Origin of the sequence: Streptomyces sp. NPDC001796 (genome assembly GCF_042892355.1) — a bacterium.
Taxonomy (GTDB): domain Bacteria; phylum Actinomycetota; class Actinomycetes; order Streptomycetales; family Streptomycetaceae; genus Streptomyces.
In genome coordinates this window covers 131,235-151,495 of the sequence record NZ_JBIAUC010000006.1, presented here as the reverse complement: position 1 = coordinate 151,495, position 20,261 = coordinate 131,235, and the positions used below count along the sequence as shown (strand labels likewise).

General features: G+C 72.6%; 11 protein-coding genes. 10 read left to right on the top strand and 1 reads right to left on the bottom strand.

Annotation, left to right across the window (positions count from 1 at the left end; translation table 11 throughout):
- Positions 1-102 precede the first annotated feature (102 nt).
- On the top strand, positions 103-1,608 hold the full coding sequence (gene guaB / locus ACFYZE_RS14730) for an IMP dehydrogenase (RefSeq protein WP_103837500.1): 1,506 nt from the start codon (positions 103-105) through the stop codon (positions 1,606-1,608).
- Between the two features lie 138 nt (positions 1,609-1,746).
- Positions 1,747-2,871, top strand: coding sequence for a GuaB3 family IMP dehydrogenase-related protein (locus ACFYZE_RS14725; RefSeq protein WP_388992776.1), 1,125 nt, complete (start codon positions 1,747-1,749; stop codon positions 2,869-2,871).
- A gap of 177 nt (positions 2,872-3,048) precedes the next feature.
- Here ACFYZE_RS14725 and ACFYZE_RS14720 read toward each other — a convergent pair whose 3' ends face one another.
- Positions 3,049-4,257: a nucleotide sugar dehydrogenase gene (locus ACFYZE_RS14720; protein ID WP_388992773.1), complete on the bottom strand. Its 1,209-nt coding sequence runs from the start codon at positions 4,255-4,257 to the stop codon at positions 3,049-3,051.
- Positions 4,258-4,520: 263 nt separating this feature from the next.
- Here ACFYZE_RS14720 and ACFYZE_RS14715 point away from each other — a divergent pair, with 263 nt between their 5' ends.
- From ACFYZE_RS14715 to ACFYZE_RS14680, 8 genes are all read left to right on the top strand, one after another.
- Positions 4,521-6,227, top strand: a complete 1,707-nt coding sequence (locus tag ACFYZE_RS14715) for a glycerol-3-phosphate dehydrogenase/oxidase (RefSeq protein ID WP_388992770.1) — start codon at positions 4,521-4,523, stop codon at positions 6,225-6,227.
- Positions 6,228-6,570: 343 nt separating this feature from the next.
- On the top strand, positions 6,571-8,619 hold the full coding sequence (locus tag ACFYZE_RS14710) for a serine/threonine-protein kinase (RefSeq protein ID WP_388993454.1): 2,049 nt from the start codon (positions 6,571-6,573) through the stop codon (positions 8,617-8,619).
- Between the two features lie 174 nt (positions 8,620-8,793).
- On the top strand, positions 8,794-11,256 hold the full coding sequence (locus ACFYZE_RS14705; RefSeq protein ID WP_388992767.1) for a protein kinase: 2,463 nt from the start codon (positions 8,794-8,796) through the stop codon (positions 11,254-11,256).
- 174 nt (positions 11,257-11,430) lie between these two features.
- Complete coding sequence (locus tag ACFYZE_RS14700) at positions 11,431-13,068, top strand: serine/threonine-protein kinase (RefSeq protein ID WP_388993451.1); 1,638 nt, start codon at positions 11,431-11,433, stop codon at positions 13,066-13,068.
- A 120-nt stretch (positions 13,069-13,188) separates the two neighbouring features.
- On the top strand, positions 13,189-14,805 hold the full coding sequence (locus ACFYZE_RS14695) for a serine/threonine-protein kinase (RefSeq protein WP_388992764.1): 1,617 nt from the start codon (positions 13,189-13,191) through the stop codon (positions 14,803-14,805).
- A 69-nt stretch (positions 14,806-14,874) separates the two neighbouring features.
- Positions 14,875-16,632 (top strand): serine/threonine-protein kinase, encoded by a 1,758-nt coding sequence (locus tag ACFYZE_RS14690; protein ID WP_388992761.1) that lies wholly within the window; start codon positions 14,875-14,877, stop codon positions 16,630-16,632.
- Between the two features lie 115 nt (positions 16,633-16,747).
- Complete coding sequence (locus ACFYZE_RS14685) at positions 16,748-18,388, top strand: succinic semialdehyde dehydrogenase (protein WP_388992758.1); 1,641 nt, start codon at positions 16,748-16,750, stop codon at positions 18,386-18,388.
- Positions 18,389-18,429: 41 nt separating this feature from the next.
- Positions 18,430-20,235: a GMC family oxidoreductase N-terminal domain-containing protein gene (locus ACFYZE_RS14680; protein ID WP_388992755.1), complete on the top strand. Its 1,806-nt coding sequence runs from the start codon at positions 18,430-18,432 to the stop codon at positions 20,233-20,235.
- Positions 20,236-20,261: the final 26 nt, after the last annotated feature.

Genomic DNA, 20,261 nt, shown 5'->3' with positions numbered 1-20,261 from the left:
AACATACGAAGCCGAGCAGCACCCTCAACCGTGGAATGAGAGCCCCATGCTTCCCGTTAGCATGGACATCCGCACCGATCAAGGCCATTTGGGGAAGGTGTCATGACTGCCAACGTCGACGGAGTGCCCGAGAAATTCGCGACACTCGGGCTGACCTACGACGACGTGCTGCTGCTGCCGGGAGCCTCCGAAGTGCTCCCGAGCGCGGTCGACACCTCGTCCCGCATCTCCCGCAACGTCCGGGTGAACATCCCGCTGCTCTCGGCGGCGATGGACAAGGTGACCGAGTCCCGCATGGCGATCGCGATGGCCCGCCTGGGCGGCGTCGGCGTACTGCACCGCAACCTCTCCATCGAGGACCAGGTCAACCAGGTGGACCTGGTCAAGCGCTCCGAGTCCGGCATGGTCACCGACCCCATCACCGTGCACCCGGAGGCGACGCTCGCCGAGGCGGACGCCCTGTGCGCCAAGTTCCGCATCAGCGGCGTCCCGGTCACCGACCCGGCCGGCAAGCTGCTCGGTATCGTCACCAACCGCGACATGGCCTTCGAGACCGACCGTTCCCGGCAGGTGCGCGAGGTCATGACGCCGATGCCGCTGGTCACCGGCAAGGTCGGCATCTCCGGCGCCGACGCCATGGAACTGCTGCGCCGTCACAAGATCGAGAAGCTTCCGCTGGTCGACGACGCCGGTCTCCTCAAGGGCCTCATCACGGTCAAGGACTTCGTCAAGGCCGAGAAGTACCCCAACGCCGCCAAGGACGCCGAGGGCCGCCTGCTCGTCGGTGCCGCCGTGGGCGCCAGCCCCGAGGCGCTCGAGCGCGCCCAGGCCCTGGCCGAGGCCGGGGTGGACTTCCTGGTCGTCGACACCTCGCACGGCCACAACAGCAACGCCCTCAGCTGGATGTCGAAGATCAAGTCGAGCGTGGACGTCGACGTGATCGGCGGCAACGTCGCCACCCGTGACGGCGCCCAGGCCCTGATCGACGCCGGCGTCGACGGCATCAAGGTCGGCGTGGGCCCCGGCTCGATCTGTACGACCCGTGTGGTCGCCGGCATCGGTGTCCCGCAGGTCACCGCCATCTACGAGGCCTCCCTCGCCGCCCGCCCGGCGGGCATCCCGCTGATCGGCGACGGCGGTCTGCAGTACTCCGGCGACATCGGCAAGGCGCTCGCCGCCGGTGCCGACACCGTGATGCTCGGCAGCCTTCTGGCGGGCTGCGAGGAGTCGCCGGGCGAGCTGCTCTTCATCAACGGCAAGCAGTTCAAGTCGTACCGCGGCATGGGCTCGCTCGGTGCCATGCAGTCCCGCGGCCAGGGCAAGTCGTACTCCAAGGACCGCTACTTCCAGGCCGAGGTCTCCTCCGACGACAAGCTCGTGCCCGAGGGCGTCGAGGGCCAGGTGCCCTACCGCGGCCCGCTCTCCAACGTGCTGCACCAGCTCGTGGGCGGTCTGCGCCAGACCATGGGCTACGTGGGCGCCGCCACCATCGAGGAGATGGAGTCCAAGGGCCGCTTCGTGCGCATCACCTCGGCGGGCCTGAAGGAGAGCCACCCGCACGACATCCAGATGACGGTCGAGGCGCCGAACTACAGCGCCCAGAAGTGACGCACGCGCACGCGTGAAGGTCGTCCAGAGGGCGGTCCCGGACCCCGGGGCCGCCCTCGCCGTACCTGTGGAGGGGCGCCGTCGCAGCCGTCGGCGATACTGGAAGACGCTGAAACGCATCAGGGAAAGGCCACAGACGTGACTGAGATCGAGATCGGGCGCGGCAAGCGCGGCCGCCGGGCGTACGCCTTCGACGACATCGCCGTCGTCCCCAGCCGCCGTACGCGGGACCCGAAGGAGGTCTCGATCGCCTGGCAGATCGACGCCTACCGCTTCGAGCTGCCGTTCCTGGCCGCCCCCATGGACTCCGTCGTCTCCCCGGCCACCGCGATCCGCATCGGCGAGCTGGGCGGCCTCGGCGTGCTGAACCTCGAGGGCCTGTGGACGCGGTACGAGGACCCCCAGCCGCTCCTCGACGAGATCGCCGAGCTGCCGGCCGACACCGCGACCCGGCGTCTGCAGGAGATCTACGCGGCCCCCATCAAGGAGGAGCTGATCGGCGCGCGCATCAAGGAGGTGCGCGACTCGGGCGTGGTCACCGCGGCAGCGCTCTCCCCGCAGCGCACGGCGCAGTTCTCCAAGGCGGTCGTCGACGCCGGCGTGGACATCTTCGTCATCCGCGGTACGACGGTCTCGGCGGAGCACGTCTCGGGCTCGCACGAGCCGCTGAACCTGAAGCAGTTCATCTACGAGCTCGACGTCCCGGTGATCGTCGGCGGCTGCGCCACGTACACCGCGGCCCTGCACCTGATGCGCACCGGCGCGGCGGGCGTCCTGGTCGGCTTCGGCGGCGGCGCCGCGCACACCACGCGCAACGTGCTGGGCATCCAGGTCCCCATGGCGACGGCGGTCGCGGACGTGGCGGCGGCCCGCCGCGACTACATGGACGAGTCCGGCGGCCGGTACGTGCACGTGATCGCGGACGGCGGCGTCGGCTGGTCCGGCGACCTGCCCAAGGCGATCGCCTGCGGTGCGGACGCGGTGATGATGGGTTCGCCGCTCGCGCGTGCGACCGACGCCCCGGGCAAGGGCCACCACTGGGGCATGGAGGCCGTGAACGAGGAGCTGCCGCGCGGCAAGAAGGTCGACCTCGGCACGGTCGGCACCATCGAGGAGGTCCTCACGGGCCCGTCGCACACGCCGGACGGCTCGATGAACTTCTTCGGGGCGCTGCGCCGGGCGATGGCGACCACCGGGTACAGCGAGCTGAAGGAGTTCCAGCGGGTCGAGGTGACGGTGGCGGACTCGCAGCACAGGCGGTAGCCGTACGGCGCGTCGAGGGCCCGGCGCATCCGTGGGGGTGCACCGGGCCCCTTCGTGTGCGCTGCGCGTTCTCGCAGGTGGTGGGCGTGCTGTGGGAATGGACCGGCCACGGGAAACTGGGCGGGGGCGGCGCCATGGAAGGGGGTGCCCCTGGGACGCCACCGGAAGCTCACCCCGCTACAACCGGTGCGCCGCCCCCGTAGGCGTAGCTCCCCGGGTGTCCAGCAACAACTGCGCCTTCACCGACAAACCCTGCAGGTCATACGTCCGGTGCTGCTGCAACAGAACCGTCAGGTCCGCTCCGGCCGCCGCCTCGTACAGAGAATCCGCGCGGGGGATCGGCCGGTCGAGGACGCTCCACGCAGGCACGTACGGGTCGTGGTAGCTGACCGACGCGCCCAGCTCCATCAGCCGTAGCGCGATCTCCTGCGCGGGGGAGCCGTGCAGGTCGGCGACGTCCGGTTTGTACGTCACGCCGAGCAGCAGGACGCGGGCGCCGCGGGCCGACTTGCCGTGCTCGTTCAGGAGCGTGGCGGCGCGCTGGACGACGTACTGGGGCATACGGCCGTTGACCTGCTGGGCCAGTTCGACCATCCGCAGGGCGCGGCCGGTCGTGCCCGACAGGTCCTGGGCCACGGAGTGGCCGCCCACGCCGGGGCCGGGGCGGAAGGCCTGGAAGCCGAACGGCTTGGACTCCGCGCAGCGGATGACGTCCCACAGGTCGACGCCGAGGTCGTGGCAGAGCACCGCCATCTCGTTCACCAGGGCGATGTTGACCTGCCGGTAGTTCGTCTCCAGCACCTGCACGGTCTCCGCCTCGCGGGGTCCACGCGCGCGTACCACCTTGTCGGTGAGGCGCCCGTAGAAGGTGGCGGCCGACTCGGTGCAGGCGGGGGTGAGGCCGCCGATGACCTTGGGGGTGTTGGCGGCGTGGAAGTCGCGGTTGCCGGGGTCGACGCGGCTCGGTGAGTACGCGAGGTGGAAGTCGCGTCCTGCGCGCAGCCCGGAGGTCTTCTCCAGGAGCGGGCGCAGGAACCCCTCCGTGGTGCCCGGCGGCACCGGCGACTCCAGGATCACGGTGGTGTGCGGGCGCAGCCGTGCGGCGAGGGTGCGGGCGGCCGCCTCCACCTGGGTGAGGTCGGGTCCGCCGTCGGCGCCGCGCGGGACGGGGGCGCAGATGACGGCGGTGCGGACGCGGCCGAGCTCGGCGGGGTTGGCGGTCGGGCGGAAGCCCCGCGCGAGCATTCGGCGCAGTTCGGCGGCGGTGAGGGAACCGGCCTCTGGGCCGGTCCGGTAGCCGAGCGTGGAGATGTCGGCGGCGACGGCGGCCTGGGCCAGGGGCAGGCCGAGATGACCGAGTCCGATGACGGCGAGATCTGCGGGCATGGCGTGGGCCGTCCTTCCCAATAGCCGAGGTGGGAGACGTGCGCAAGCGCTGTGGACAGAACGAGCGAGCGCAATGTCAGACTAGGAGTAAATATGACCGATTTGCGGTATTGGCTGGTGGCGTTTCCGTGAGTGTTGTCCACAGGCCGTGGGCGCGTGGTGGCCGAAGTCGGGCATCACGGTCAGACTTTGGGCATGGGGGAAAGGAGCAGGGCTTCGCCTGACTGACGGGTGCGGCCGGCGCGACCGAGCGGGAGGCAGCGGTGAGGACAGCGGCACTGGGGCCGGCGCAGCGCGCCGAGTCACTGGCGGGAATGGCCGAGCGCGAGCTGGACGTGCTGGTCGTGGGCGGCGGTGTGGTCGGTGCGGGCGTCGCGCTGGACTCCGTCACCCGTGGTCTGTCCACAGGGCTGGTCGAGGCACGTGACTGGGCGTCGGGCACCTCGAGCAGGTCCAGCAAGCTCATACACGGCGGCCTGCGCTATCTGGAGATGCTGGACTTCGCCCTCGTGCGCGAGGCGCTGAAGGAGCGCGGGCTGCTGCTGGAGCGCCTGGCGCCCCATCTCGTGAAGCCGGTGCCGTTCCTGTATCCGCTCCAGCACAAGGGCTGGGAGCGGCTGTACGCCGGCTCGGGCGTCGCCCTCTACGACGCCATGTCGATGGCCCGCGGCCACGGCCGGGGCCTGCCGCTGCACCGTCACCTGAGTCGCCGTCACGCCCTGCGCGTGGCCCCCTGCTTGAAGAAGGAGGCGCTGGTCGGGGCGTTGCAGTACTACGACGCACAGATGGACGACGCCCGCTTCGTCGCGACACTGGTGCGCACGGCCGCGTGGTACGGCGCGAAGGTCGCCAACCGCGCGCGGGTGACCGGCTTCCTGCGTGAGGGCGAGCGGGTCGTCGGCGCCAGGGTGCAGGACGTGGAGGCCGGCGGGGAGTACGAGATCCGTGCCCAGCAGGTCGTCAACGCGACGGGGGTGTGGACCGACGACACCCAGGCGATGGTGGGCGAGCGCGGCCAGTTCCATGTGCGGGCGTCCAAGGGCATCCACCTGGTGGTGCCGAAGGACCGGGTCAACTCCACGACGGGCCTGATCCTGCGGACCGAGAAGTCGGTCCTCTTCGTCATCCCGTGGGGCCGGCACTGGATCATCGGGACGACCGACACCGACTGGAGCCTCGACAAGGCGCACCCGGCGGCCTCCAGCGCGGACATCGACTACCTGCTGGAGCACGTGAACTCCGTCCTGGCGGTGCCGCTCACCCGCGACGACGTGGAGGGCGTGTACGCGGGCCTGCGACCCCTGCTCGCCGGGGAGTCGGACGCGACCAGCAAGCTCTCCCGCGAGCACACCGTGGCGCACCCGGTGCCCGGTCTGGTGGTCGTGGCGGGCGGCAAGTACACGACGTACCGGGTGATGGCCAAGGACGCCGTCGACGAGGCGGTGCACGCCCTGGACCGGCGGGTCGCCGACTGCGTCACCGAGGACGTCCCGCTGCTGGGCGCCGAGGGCTACCGGGCGCTGTGGAACGCGCGGGCCCGCATAGCCGCGCGCACGGGGCTGCACGTGGTGCGGGTGGAACACCTGCTGAACCGCTACGGCTCGCTGGCGGAGGAAGTGCTCGACCTGATCGCCGACGACCCGTCACTGGGCGAACCGCTGCACGCGGCCGACGACTACCTGCGCGCGGAGGTCGTCTACGCGGCGTCGCACGAGGGAGCGCGCCACCTGGACGACGTGCTGACCCGGCGGACCCGCATCTCGATCGAGACGTTCGACCGCGGCGCGCGCAGCGCCCGGGAGGCGGCCGAACTGATGGCGCCGGTGCTCGGCTGGGACGGCGACCAGATCGAGCGCGAGGTGGAGCACTACGAGAAGCGGGTCCAGGCGGAGCGGGAGTCCCAGCGCCAGCCCGACGACCTGACGGCGGACGCGGCGAGGCTGGGAGCGCCGGACATAGTGCCCTTGTAGGAAGGGCCAGGTAGGAAGGGCCAGGAAGGAAGGGCTGGGAAGGGCTGGGAAGGTGGCAGGGCGCGGGCAGGACTGAGAGTGACGCCCATGGCCTGAAGGCGAGTCAAAGCACTGGGGCCGTCGGCGGGCAGGCCGCGGCGGCGTGGTGGGGCGCGGCAGGGTGCGACGTGGGCGCGGTCCGGGTGCCCGGCGCACGCCCGGTCCGCCGCACCGCCCCCGTTCGCCGCCCCCGGGCGTCCTCCGACCGGGGGGAGCCGTCGAATCAGGGGCACCCTGGGCGTGGGGCGCTCCGCGCGTGGGGGACAATGGAGGCTCTGTCAGGGCGGGTTGCATGAGGGGACGCATGTCGGAGGCGGAGCGGGCGGGGACAACCCGTCAGGACAAGAGCGAACGTCTCCTCGCCGGGCGGTACCGGCTGGGGGACGTACTCGGCCGCGGCGGCATGGGCACGGTGTGGCGGGCCGAGGACGAGACCCTGGGGCGTACGGTCGCCGTCAAGGAGCTCAGGTTCCCGTCGAACATCGACGAGGACGAGAAGCGCCGGCTCATCACGCGCACGCTGCGGGAGGCCAAGGCGATCGCCCGGATCCGCAACAACGGCGCGGTGACCGTCTACGACGTGGTCCATGAGGACGACCGGCCCTGGATCGTCATGGAGCTGATCGAGGGCAAGTCGCTCGCCGAGGTCATCCGCGAGGACGGTCTGCTCGAACCGAAGCGCGCCGCCGAGGTCGGGCTCGCGATCCTCGACGTGCTGCGCGCCGCGCACCGCGAGGGCATCCTGCACCGCGACGTGAAGCCGTCGAACGTGCTGATCGACGAGGACGGCCGGGTCGTGCTCACCGACTTCGGCATCGCGCAGGTCGAGGGCGACCCGTCCATCACCTCCACCGGCATGCTCGTCGGCGCCCCCTCCTACATCTCGCCGGAGCGAGCCCGAGGGCACAAGCCCGGCCCGGCGGCGGACCTGTGGTCGCTCGGCGGACTGCTGTACGCGGCCGTCGAGGGCGTGCCGCCGTACGACAAGGGGTCGGCCATCGCCACCCTGACCGCGGTGATGACCGAGCCGCTCGAGGAGCCGAAGAACGCAGGCCCGCTGAAGGACGTCATCCACGGGCTGCTCACCAAGGACCCGGGGCAGCGGCTCGACGACGCGGGCGCGCGGGCGATGCTCAACGAGGTCATCCACGCCCCCGAGACGGAGGCGGAGGTGCCGGCGGACGCGACGCGGGTCGTGGCGTTGCCGCCGGTGCCGGAGGAGGCCAAGGAGAAGCAGAAGGGGGCGTCGGGCTCCGGCCCCAAGCGGGGCGAGGAGGCCGCGGATCGACTGCGCGGGGCCCTGCGGTCGGTGCGCAGGGCGGCGACTGCGGGCGCGGCGACGGCGGCGGGTGCCGCGACGGCCGCGCGGACCAAGGGGGCCGCCCCCGCCAAGGTGGCCGAGGGTGCGGTGGCCGCGCGGGTGGACGTTCCCGCGACCGGGGCCTCCGACGCCGGACGCTCGGGGGCAGCCTCCGCGGACGCGCGGTCGCACACCGCTGCCGTCGGATCGAACTCCGGTCCGGCGAAGCCGAGTTCGGGGTGGCCCATCGTGCCGGACCCGGACCGGCCGCCGCGGCCGGTGACGCCGCCCCGCGCGCCGCTCACCGACGTGGTGCCCAAGCGGACGCTGGTGATCGTCGCCGTCGTCGTGGTGCTCGCGGTGCTGGGGACCGTGCTCGCGCTCATCCCGTGGGGCGGGGACGACGACTCGCAGACCGGCTCGAAGGGCGCCACCAAGTCCACCGCGACCGCAGGGAGCGGCGGCAAGGGCAGCGGCGGCAAGGGCAGCGGCGGCGCGACGCGCTCGGACAGCGGCAGCTCCGGCACGACCACGACGAACGGGTCGGACCAGCAGAACGCGGCGGACAGCGAGCCCGCCGCGAGCGCCGGCGCGTCAGCCTCCGGCGCGGCGGGCGGCGACGCCCACGTGACGACGTACAAGGGCGGTCAGGGCTACTCGATCGGGTTGCCGGCCGGCTGGAAGTACGCGTCGTCGGACGACGCAGGCGACCGTTTCACCGGGCCGAACGGGCAGAAGCTGCTGGTCGCCTGGACGGCCACGCCCAAGGACGACCCGGTGGCGGACTGGAACAGCCAGGAGCGCTACATGGTGCGCCCCCAGTACCACCGGATCGGCATCGAGAAGGTGGACTACCGCGGCTGGAACACCGCCGACTGGGAGTTCACCTACGTGGACTCGGACACCACCTACCGGGTGATCGACCGCGGCTTCGTCGTCAACTCGCACCTCGGGTACGGGCTGATGTACACGGCGAAGGCGGACGACTGGGACGGGGACCTGCGCAAGAACACCTGGAAGACGCTGACCCAGACGTTCCAGCCGAAGTCGTGACGTAGCGAGCGTCCGTCTGACGTTCCGTCCGATCGTGCCGTGGGCAGATATGACATCCCCGCGTTGCGGGTTGCCTCCGGCACGTATCGTGAAGGACGGATCGCGAACCGTACGCATCCGGAACGGGACGCGGGACGAACGGACTTGACCGACCGTGCGGCCGGGGGAGGCATCGTGGACGACTATGCGGGACGGGTACTCGCCGACCGCTACCGCCTGCCGCTGCCCCCCGCCGACGAGTACGAGTTCGCCGAGACCCGGGCCTTCGACACCTACAGCGGGCAGGAGGTCCTGATACGGCAGGTGCCGTTGCCCGAGGTCGTCGAGGCGGAGGTGCTCGACGCGGACGGGCTGCCCGCGGGGTTCGTGGCGCGCGACGGCCTCGGCGGGCGCGGCCATGGTCCGGGCCGGACGACGGCCACGCGCCGGCCCACCGACCCGGCCGTGCGGCGCGCCGTCGAGGCCGCGCAGGCCGCCGCGCAGATACCCGACCACCCTCGCCTCGACCAGGTTTTCGACGTGTTCGCCGAGGGCGGCTCGCTGTGGATCGTGAGCGAACTCGTGGCCGCGACTCCGCTCGCCGCGCTGCTCGCGGAACAGCCGCTGACGCCGTACCGCGCGGCCGAGGTCGCCTCCGACGTCCTCATGGCGTTGCGCGTCCTGCACGCCCACGGCTGGGTGCACCGCAACATCACCGCCCGCACGGTGCTCGTCTGCGAGGACGGCCGCGTGATAGTGACCGGCCTGGCGGCCGGGGCGGCCGAGGAGGCGCTGTGCGGGTACGACCCGGTGCCGGCACGGGAGCCGGGGTCCGGTACGCCGGATGGGGACCTCACGGTCCCCGTGCCCGCTCCCCGGCCCGGTGGAACCGGTGGCGGCCCGTTCGGGCCCGGCGGGTCGGTGCGCGGTGCGGACGCCGAGGCCGCGCGGCGGGCCGCGATCGAGGCGCGGGCGAACGGCGCCGCTCCGGGGGCGGGCCCGGCCGGTGCCGGTGTGCCCGCCGTGGCGCCCCGCACGCTGGAGTCCGCGGAGGACGTGCGCGCGGCACGGGCCGGGGCGATCGCGGCCTACCGCGCCGGGGCCCGGGCCGCGGCACGAGTGCAGGAGGAACAGCGCGGCAGCCACACGGCGTTGCCCGCGCCCCGCCCGGCCGACACGGGCCCCGACACCCCGCCGCAGCCGCCGTCCGGCCAGGGCGGCGGCCCCGGCAGCCCGCCCCCGGGCCGGATCGCCGACCCGTACGGGACGGGCCGCACGGCGTCCTGGCACGGCGCCGTCCCCCGCCCCACGACCCCCGACGCCGCACCCGGTCCTCAGGGCAGCGGCAGCGGCCCGCACGACAAAGCCGCGCTCCCCGGTTCCGCCACCCCCTGGCCCCACCGCGGCCCCGCCACCCCCCTCGCCGCCGAGCGGGCGCGGCAGGCCCGGATGGCCGTGGTCGGGCCGGTCACCGAGCGGTGGGCGCCCGAACAGGCCGGGCCCGTGCACGAGAACTGGCAGCTGGCACCGCCGATCGGGCCCGCGACCGATCTGTGGGCGCTGGGCGCGCTGCTGTTCCGGGCCGTCCAGGGGCACGCGCCGTACCCGGAGGAGAGCACCGCCGAGCTGGTCCAGCTCGTCTGCTCCGAGCCGCCCGCCTTCGCCGAGGAGTGCGGCCCGCTGCGTCCGGTAGTGGAGTCCTTGCTGCGTCAGGACCCCACCGAGCGGCCCGACTTCGAGGAGCTGAGCGGATGGCTGCGCTCCCTCGTGCGGTCCGCGCCCGAACCGGAGGCGGGGGCGCACGTCATAGCGGCGCCGCCCGTCGACCCCACCCGGCTGCCGATCGTGCGACGCCGGGGCGAACTGGTCCGCAGGCGGCGCGCCGGGCTGCCCGCGACCACCCACGCCCGTCACAAACGGGCCAGGGACGGCCGCCCACAGCCGCGCCGCCTCGGCCGCACCCTGCTTCTGCTGATCCTGCTCGCGCTTGCCGCGGCGATCGCGTACGCGATGGCGTTCATGCCGAAGGCCGGGACCGGCAGCGGCAGCGGCACCGCGGGGGAGCGCACCGGCGCCGCCGGGGAGGCGAGCCCCGCCCCGCAGCAGTCGGACCCGGGCGGCGCGCAGCAGCCGCAGCAGGGCGGCTCCACCGGACCCTCGAAACCGGCCGACTCACCGCAGACGCAGGCCACCGGCCCCCAGGTCGCCCAGGGGTTCACCCTGCGCAAGGACCCCGAAGGCTTCAGCGTCGCCGTGGCCGACGGCTGGGACCGTACGCCGAAGAACGCGCAGGGCCAGGTCCTCTACTCCCAGGGCGACTTCCAGCTGATCGTCGTGCCCGGACGCGACACCACCGGCAGGTACGGCAGTGACCCGCTGACGTACCAGCGGGAGTCGGAGCCCGAACTGCAGCCGTTCCGCGACTCGACGTGGGCCACCTCCAGCGGGATGCGGCGCATCGACGTCGGCGGACGGACCATGGCCGAGGGGCAGTTCACCTGGACGAACGGCAACGGGCAGGAGCTGTTCGTGCGCAACCTCGCCGTCCTCGTCGGCGGCCGCTACCACGTGGTGCAGGTGCGCGGCCCAGACGCCGAACGCGACGAGGTCACCCGGCTGTTCGACCAGGCGGAGGCGACCTACAGGGCGACGAACTGACCGATTCCGGCACCCACCGTGGTCCGATTGCGCTGAGTGTGCGGTGGTTCCATCCCGTACGGGGAAGGGAGAACCGTCACAGTGCGGTCTCCGTTACGGCCCCGCCGGTTCCCTGCACGGGGACCGCTCTTTAATGTGACCTCGTCAAGAACATTGCGGGGAAACGTGAATCAGATGCAGGGCCTGCTCCTCGCGGGCCGCTACCGGCTCGTCGACTCGATCGGCAGCGGCGGCATGGGCCGGGTGTGGCGCGCCCACGACGAGGTGCTGCACCGGGCGGTCGCCATCAAGGAACTGACGGCCGCACTTTACGTCACGGAAAGTGACCGAGCCGTACTCCTCGCCCGTACCCACGCCGAGGCACGGGCCGCCGCGCGCATCAACCACTCGGCCGTCGTCACGGTGCACGACGTCCTCGAGCACGACAACCGGCCGTGGATCGTCATGGAGCTCGTCGAGGGCGGCTCGCTGGCCGACGCGGTCAAGGAACACGGCCGGGTCGAGCCCACCGAGGCCGCGCGGATCGGGCTGTGGGTGCTGCGCGCACTGCGTGCCGCGCACTCCGCGGGCGTGCTGCACCGCGACGTGAAGCCCGGCAACGTCCTGCTCGCCGCCGACGGGCGGGTGCTGCTCACCGACTTCGGGATCGCGCAGGTCGAGGGCGACACCACCATCACCCGCACAGGGGAGATAGTCGGATCGGTCGACTACCTCGCGCCCGAGCGTGTCCGCGGCCACGACCCGGGCCCGGCCTCCGACCTGTGGGCGCTCGGCGCCACGCTGTACACGGCGGTGGAGGGCAGGTCGCCGTTCCGGCGGACCTCACCGCTGACCACCATGCAGGCCGTCGTCGACGAGGAGCCGGAGCCGCCGCGGTCCGCGGGCGCCCTGGAAGCGGTGATCTCGGGCCTGCTGCGCAAGGATCCGGCCGAGCGGCCCGACGCGTCGCAACTGGAGCAGATGCTGGCCGAGGCGGTCGAGGGACGGCGGCCGAGGGCGGCACAGGAGTACGTGGCGACGCAGCACGTCGACCGGAGCGGGTTCGCGGACACGACCGCGAACGTGCCGCACCCCCGGAAGGCGCGCGAGGCGGAGACGGCCCGCGGCACGGTGCCCCAGCCGGTCATGCCGCCCGCGCACCGGCCCCGCAAGCGGCACCGGGCCCGTACGGCCGCGCTCGTGCTCGCGCTGGCCGCGGTCGTCGGCGCGGGGGGCGCCGTGGCGTGGCAGAAGTGGGACGGGGGCGACCGGCAGGCCGGTGCGTCCGTTTCCTCCTCCACTTCGCCGTCCCCGGTGCCCAGCGGCAAGGGGACGCAGGAGGCCGACGCGTCGGGCGACCTCCCCGCCGGCTGGGTGCGCCACAGCGACCCCTACGGATTCAGTCTCGCCGTGCCCTCCAAGGACTGGAAGCGGAAGGTGTTCGACGAGGCCACCCACCAGGTCGACTACACCCCCGACGGCGGTGAGCACTTCATCCGCATCGCCGTCGACAGCTCTCCCGACTTCGAAACCGCCTACGACCACCAGATCGATCTGGAGCAGCAGCTCCACCGGCTGATCGACTACAAGCGGGTGGTCCTGCGGAAGAACATCTACCGCGACCGCCCGGGCTCCCTGTGGGAGTACACCTGGACCGCGCTGGCGAAGGACTCGACGACCGCCCCCGGGCCGCGCCACGCCGTCGAGGAGACGTACTTCTCCCGCGACGGCGTCGAGTACGCCATCTACATGTCCGGCCCGGAGGCGGACTGGACGACGACGCAACAGCAGTTCCAGGCGGTGCTGCGGGGGTGGCGTCCGCCTACGGATTGACGGGCACCGGACCCGGGCGGGCCGCCCTACGCGGCTCGTGGGCCCCCGGTGGGTCGGTTGTCGGCCACCGTCGCGGCGTCGTCCCGGAGGGGCCCCGTCCGGTGCGGCATGATGGGGCGCATGGGGACCGAGGGGGAGAACGGCTGGGTCGTAGCGGGGCGTTACCGGCTTCGGGAGCGGATCGGGCGCGGCGGCATGGGTGTCGTCTGGCGGGCGTCCGACGAGCTTCTCGACCGGCAGGTGGCCGTCAAGGAGCTCGTCCTCGACCTCTCCCTGTCCGCCGAGGAGGCCCGGCTGCACCGTGAGCGCACCCTGCGCGAGGCGCGCGCGGTGGCGCGGTTGCGGCACCCGAACATCATCGTCGTCCACGACGTCGTCGAGCACGACGAACGCCCGTACATCGTGATGGAGCTGATCGACGGCGGCTCGCTCGCCCAGCGCATCGCCACCCGCGGGCCGGTCGACGCCAGGGAGGCCGCCCGCATCGGCATCGCCCTGCTCGGCGCGCTGCGCCGGGCGCACGACGCGGGCGTGCTGCACCGTGATCTGAAACCCGCGAACGTCCTGCTGGAGGCGGGCACCGGCCGCGTCGTCCTCACCGACTTCGGCATCGCCCAGGTCACGGGTGCCACGACGCTCACCGAGACCGGCGCCTTCGTCGGGTCCCCCGAGTACACCGCGCCCGAACGGATGTCCGGCGAACGGACCGGGCCCGAGTCCGACCTGTGGTCCCTCGGGGCCCTGCTGTGCACGGCGCTGAGCGGCGAGTCGCCGTTCCGCCGCGACTCGTTGGGCGGCATCCTGCACGCGGTGGTCGCCGGCGAGATCCGTCCGCCAGAGCAGGCCGGCCCGATCCTGCCCGTCATCCGGGGGCTGCTGGAACGCGATCCCGACCGGCGTCTGGACGCGGCGGAGGCGGAGCGGCTGCTGCGGGAGTTCCTGGAGACCGGTCGTACGCCGGGAGCGTCCGTGCCGTACACGCCGACGCAGCCGGACGTGCCTCGCGGCGCCCTGCCGTCCCCGCAGGACGCGCCCGTGGCGCCGGCCTCCGGCAGGCAGTCCGTGCGGGGCGTGTTCGTGGCGGCCGCCCTGGTCGCGGCCATGGCGGGCGCGGGTGTCTCGGCGGCGGCACTGCTGCTGCGCGACGGCGGCGACGGCGGGGGAGCACCGGCGAGCCCGGGTCCGGCACGGACGTCGGTGAGCCGGGGCCCGACGCTCCCGTCCACTGCGCGGCCCGCGCCCACGGTGACGGTGACCCGTACGCCGGCCTCGGCGACGTCGGAGGTCACCCGCAAGGCGCCCTCCGGGTACCGGCTGGTGCGGGACCCGAACGGTTTCTCGCTGGCCGTTCCGGACGGGTTCACCCGCAGTCCGCAGGGCGAGCGGATCTTCTACGTGTCGCCGGGAGAGACCTTCCGCCTCGGCATCAAGGTGGCGGACCCCGCGGCGGGCGGCCCGCTCGCGGTGATGCGGCGCTCGGACTCGGACGGGCCGTCCACCAACCCGGGCTACCACGACGGCCGGGTCACCGAGACCTCGCACCGCGGAAACCCGGCGGCGCTGTGGGAGTTCACCTGGGACGGCTTCACCGCGGCCGAGGGCCCGCGGCACACCTACGACATGTGCTGGGACGAGGGCGGCCGGATGTACGACGTGTGGGTGTCGGCGCCGGTGGGGAAGGTCCGGGAGGCGAAGGAGTACTTCGACGTGGCGGTGGACACGTTCGCAGCGGGATGACTCCCACCCCGATGCGCGTGACCGGGACCCGCTTCGACAACTCGTGACCCCGCACGGTACTCATGGGGCATGCGTACGAACGCGGGACGTCTGATCGACGGTCGCTACCGGCTGACCGAACGCCTCGGCTCCGGCGGCATGGGCACCGTATGGCGTGCCGTGGACGAGCTCATGGAGCGCGACGTCGCCGTCAAGCAGCCCCATCTGCCCGGCGATCCGGAGGACGAGGCACACCGGCGTGCCGCCCACCGCCTCTACCGCGAGGCACGGGCCGCGGCCCGCGTCGACCATCCCGCCGCCGTGTCGATCCACGATGTGATCGTCGAAGACGGATGCCCCTGGATCGTCATGGAGTTGGTCGGTGGGGAGTCGCTGGCGGACGCTCTGCGCCGTGGGCCGCTGCCGGCCGAGGAGGCGGCGCGCATCGGGCTCGCCGTCGTCGGCGCGCTGGACGCGGCGCACCGCGTCGGCATCGTGCACCGCGACGTGAAGCCGGCGAACGTCCTGCTGGGTCCGCGCGGCCGGGTGGTCCTCACCGACTTCGGCATCGCACACGTCCAGGGCGAGGAATCCCTGACCGCCACCGGGGAGTTCGTCGGCTCGCTGGAGTTCATCGCACCGGAACGGATGTCCGGCCGGAGCGCCGGTCCCGCCTCCGACCTGTGGTCGCTGGGCGTGCTGCTGTACGCCGCCGTCGAAGGATCGTCCCCCTTCCGCCGTACGACGGTGGAGTCCACGCTCGCCGCGATCCTCGCCACCGATCCTCCCGAACCCCGGAAGGCCGGGAGACTCGGGCCGCTCATCGCACGGCTGCTGGTCAAGGAACCCGAGCGGCGGCCCGACGCGGAGGAGGTCGCCGCGGTGCTGGAGACGGTGGCCGGGGGGTGGCCGGTGCCGGGTGCGGAACGGGGGGAGGCGACGGGTGCTCAGGACGCCTCGAGCTTGGGCGAGTTCGCCGATGACATCGGGACGGTACGGTTTGGGGCGGCGGCGCCGCGGCCTGCCGAGGGCGACGGTTCCAGCACGGTGGATGACGGCTCCGGCACCGTGGACGACGGCGGCCCCGACACGTCACCGAAAACCGCGCCGCAGGCGGAGGCCGCCCCGCCGTCCGAGCGGGGGGCCACCGAACCGTCCGAACCCGCCGCCAAGCCGTCCGAGCCGGAGCCCCCCGCGCCGTTCGCACCGGAGACCGTCGCCATGGCGGCGCCGGCGGCGAAGCCCAAGCGCCCCGCCCTTCTCCGCCCCGCCCCCGTCGCCGCGCTCGGCGTTCTCCTCGTCGGCGGCACCTGGTTCGGCGCCTCCTACTTCGGCACTCCCGAGAGCGAGGGAGGAACCGAGCACACCGCCACCTACAGTTCGGCCCCGGCCGTCGCATCCCCCAGCTCCTGGATCGCCCACCGCGAGGCGAAGCTCGACGCGATCGTCTCCGTACCGTCGGACATGGCCCTGGGCACCGCCACGGACCGCACGGTGGCCTACGGCGACGACACCGTCCGGCTCCGCCTGACCCGGGAGACAACGGTCCCCACCCCCCTGAAGGCCTGGGCGCGGCAGGCCACCGCCTCCTGGGCCGCCGACGACCCCGGCACCCTCTACACCCCCACGAGCTTCCACGGCGACGACGCCATGCTCACCGACACCACCTACACGGTGGGGAAGCAGCGGTACCGCGTCCTGCAGCTGCTGATCGCCACGGCCGCCCGCGAGTACTACGTGCTGCGCGTGGACATGCCGAAGGGCACCCCGGACGAGAAGCGCGGCACCTCCCTCTTCAAGGGCGCCCGGGACCGCCTGAAAGTGGGCAAGGACATGCTGGGGTCCTGACGACGCCCTGATCAGCGCATTCGCTGCCAGCGGTCACTGGCGCGGTGTGGACGCCCCGTGAAAGCGCGTTACCGACGGGTACCCAAACGCTCCGCCCCGGCATACCCTGCGCCTCATGACGGACTCGCAGGCCCCGGAGAAGGCCACCGCACAGACCGGTACGGGCACGGTCGGCACCAACCCCCTCGCTCCCGCCCCGGCCGGCGCCCGCACCGCCGTCGACGTGGTGACGCCGGAGCTGGTCGCCCAGCTCACCAAGGGAGTGGCCGGCTCGGGCCGCACCGCCAACCACACCCCGTTCACCGGCGAGAAGCTGGCCGACCTGCCCGAGTCCACCCCCGAGGACGTCGCCCTCGCCTTCGACCGGGCCCGCGTCGCCCAGGCCGCCTGGGCGGAGACCCCCGTACGGCAGCGCGCCGCGGTGCTCCTGCGCTTCCACGACCTGGTGCTGGAACGGCAGGCCGAGGTCCTCGACCTGATCCAGCTGGAGACCGGAAAGGCCCGTCTGCACGCCCATGAGGAGGTGCAGGCCGTCGCCGTCGCGGCCCGGCACTACGGCCGCAAGGCGCCCTCGTACCTGAGGCCGAAGCGGCACACCGGCGCCGTACCGACCCTGACCAAGGTCACCGAACTGCGCCACCCGCGCGGCGTGGTCGGCCAGATCGCCCCCTGGAACTACCCGCTGGAGCTGTCGGTCGGCGACGCGCTCCCCGCCTTCGCCGCCGGCAACGCCGTCGTGATGAAGCCCGACACCGAGACCTGTCTGACCGCGCTGTGGGCGCGCGACCTGCTGATCGAGGCCGGACTGCCCGCCGAGGTCTTCCAGGTCGTCATCGGCGACGGCCCGGTCGTCGGCCCGGAGGTCGTCAAACACGCCGACTACGTCTCCTTCACCGGCTCCACCCGCACCGGCCGCGAGGTCGCCCAGGGCGCCGCCGCCCGGCTCGTCGGCGTCTCCCTCGAACTCGGCGGAAAGAACGCCATGTTGGTCCTTGAGGACGCCGACATCGAGAAGGCCGCCGCGGGCGCGGTGCGGGCCTGCTTCTCCTCCGCCGGGCAACTGTGCATCTCCATCGAGCGGTTGTACGTCCACGAGTCGATCGCGGACGCCTTCCTGGAGCGGTTCGTCGCCCGCACCAAGGCCCTGCGGCTCGGCACGTCCCTCGCCTACGGCGCCGACATGGGCTCGCTGGTCGGCGAGCGGCAGCTCGAGACGGTGACCCGGCATGTCGAGGAGGCCGTGGCCAAGGGGGCGAAGGTGCTGACCGGCGGGGTGGCCCGCCCGGACGTCGGCCCGTACTTCTACGAGCCGACCATCCTCGACGGCGTCGAGGCCCCGATGGCGGTGTGCGCGGAGGAGACCTTCGGCCCGGTCGTGTCGATCTACCGCTTCAAGAGCGAGGACGAGGCGATCGAGCGCGCCAACGCCACGCCGTACGGCCTGAATTCGTCGGTCTGGACGAGGAACGGACGGCGGGGGCGCGCGGTCGCGGCCCGGCTGCGCACGGGCACGGTCAACGTCAACGAGGGCTACGCGCCGGCGTACGGCAGCGTCCAGTCACCGATGGGCGGCATGAAGGACTCCGGCCTCGGCCGCCGCCACGGCTCGGAGGGCATCCTCAAGTACACGGAGGCCCAGACGGTCGCCCAGCAGCGACTGCTGCCGATGGCCCCGTCGCTGGGGATGGACGACGAGAAGTACGCGGCGTTCATGAGCCGGAGCCTGAAGGTGATGAAGGCGCTCCGCCTCCGTTAGTGCCCCCAACAGGCAACCCCCGTTCTCAACGAGGAGAGCACGTGTCGCAGGAGAAGTCTGTCCAGACCCGGGACGAGGACGGGTACGACTACGACGTCATCGTCGTGGGCTCGGGGTTCGGCGGATCCGTCTCCGCGCTCCGGCTGACCGAGAAGGGCTACCGCGTCGGGGTCCTCGAGGCGGGTCGCCGCTTCACCCGCGAGACGCTGCCGAAGAACTCCTGGGACCTGAAGAACTACCTCTGGGCGCCCGCACTGGGCATGTACGGCATCCAGCGCATCCACCTGCTGGGCAACGTCATGGTCCTCGCGGGCGCCGGCGTCGGCGGCGGCTCCCTCAACTACGCCAACACCCTCTACGTGCCTCCGAAGGCCTTCTTCGACGACCCGCAGTGGCGGGGGATCACCGACTGGCAGGAGGAGCTGAAGCCGTACTACGACCAGGCCCGGCGCATGCTCGGCGTACGGCTGAACCCGACCATGACCCCCTCCGACGTGCACCTCAAGGCGGCCGCCGAGCGGATGGGGGTCGGGGAGACCTTCCACCTGGCACCTGTGGGCGTGTTCTTCGGTGACGGCGAGGACGCCGACGGAACGGCGAAGGCCCGGCCCGGCGAGGAGGTACCGGACCCGTACTTCGGCGGCGCCGGCCCGGCCCGCCGGGCGTGCACCGAGTGCGGCGAGTGCATGACGGGCTGCCGGCACGGCGCGAAGAACACCCTCAACGAGAACTACCTCCACCTCGCCGAGAAGGCGGGCGCGGTCGTGCACCCGATGACGACGGTCGTGTCGGTCACGGACGACTCGCAGGGCGGGTACGCCGTGGCGACCCTGCCGACGGACGACCGGCGCAAGGGCAGGGGGCGCGTCTTCAAGGCGCGGCAGGTGGTGCTCGCGGCGGGCACCTACGGAACCCAGACCCTGCTGCACCGCATGAAGGCGAACGGCCAGCTGCCGTACCTCTCCGACCGGCTGGGCGAGCTGACCCGCACCAACTCCGAGGCACTGGTGGGCGCGCAGACCGACAACCGGCGCTACCGCACGGCGCACGGCGCGCCGAAGGTCGACTTCACGCGGGGCGTGGCGATCACGTCCTCGATCCACCCGGACGAGAACACGCACATCGAGCCGGTCCGCTACGGCAGGGGCTCGAACGCGATGGGCGGCCTGTCGATCCTCCAGGTCCCCTACGCCGAGGGCCGCTCCCGCGCCCTGGCCTGGCTCGCGAACGCGGCACGTCACCCTTGGCTGATGGTCCGCTCGCTGTCCAACCGGCGCTGGTCGGAGCGGACCATCATCGGCCTGGTGATGCAGTCGCTGGACAACTCCCTGACGACGTATCTGAAGCCCAACGGCGTCGGCAAGGGCCTGCTGACGGCCCGGCAGGGTCATGGCAGGCCCAACCCGAAGCAGATCAAGGCGGCCTCCGAGGCGGCGTCCGTGCTCGCCGCCGAGATCAACGGTTTCGCGGGCAGCAACGTCGGCGAACTGATGGGCACCCCGCTGACCGCCCACTTCCTCGGCGGCTGCCCCATCGGTGACTCCCGCGAGACGGGCGTCATCGATCCGTACCACCGGCTCTACGGCCACCCCGGCATCTCGGTGGTCGACGGCGCGGCGGTGTCGGCGAACCTGGGCGTCAACCCCTCGCTGACGATCACCGCGCAGGCCGAGCGCGCGATGTCGTACTGGCCGAACAAGGACGAGGCGGATCCGCGCCCGGCGCAGGGGGCGCGGTACGAGCGGCTCAAGCCGGTGGAACCCCGCCACCCGGCGGTACCGGCCAAGGCGTTCGGGGCACTGCGGCTGCCGTTCCTCGGGATGCCCGCGGTACCGCCGAAGCAGTAGCGCAGACGGGTCACGACAGTGAAGAA

Coding starts and splice junctions, on each gene's coding strand:
- guaB (WP_103837500.1), top strand. CDS start 103: ATGACTGCCAACGTCGACGGAGTGCCCGAGAAATTCGCGACACTCGGG.
- ACFYZE_RS14720 (WP_388992773.1), bottom strand. CDS start 4,257: ATGCCCGCAGATCTCGCCGTCATCGGACTCGGTCATCTCGGCCTGCCC.
- ACFYZE_RS14710 (WP_388993454.1), top strand. CDS start 6,571: ATGTCGGAGGCGGAGCGGGCGGGGACAACCCGTCAGGACAAGAGCGAA.
- ACFYZE_RS14700 (WP_388993451.1), top strand. CDS start 11,431: ATGCAGGGCCTGCTCCTCGCGGGCCGCTACCGGCTCGTCGACTCGATC.
- ACFYZE_RS14695 (WP_388992764.1), top strand. CDS start 13,189: ATGGGGACCGAGGGGGAGAACGGCTGGGTCGTAGCGGGGCGTTACCGG.
- ACFYZE_RS14690 (WP_388992761.1), top strand. CDS start 14,875: ATGCGTACGAACGCGGGACGTCTGATCGACGGTCGCTACCGGCTGACC.
- ACFYZE_RS14685 (WP_388992758.1), top strand. CDS start 16,748: ATGACGGACTCGCAGGCCCCGGAGAAGGCCACCGCACAGACCGGTACG.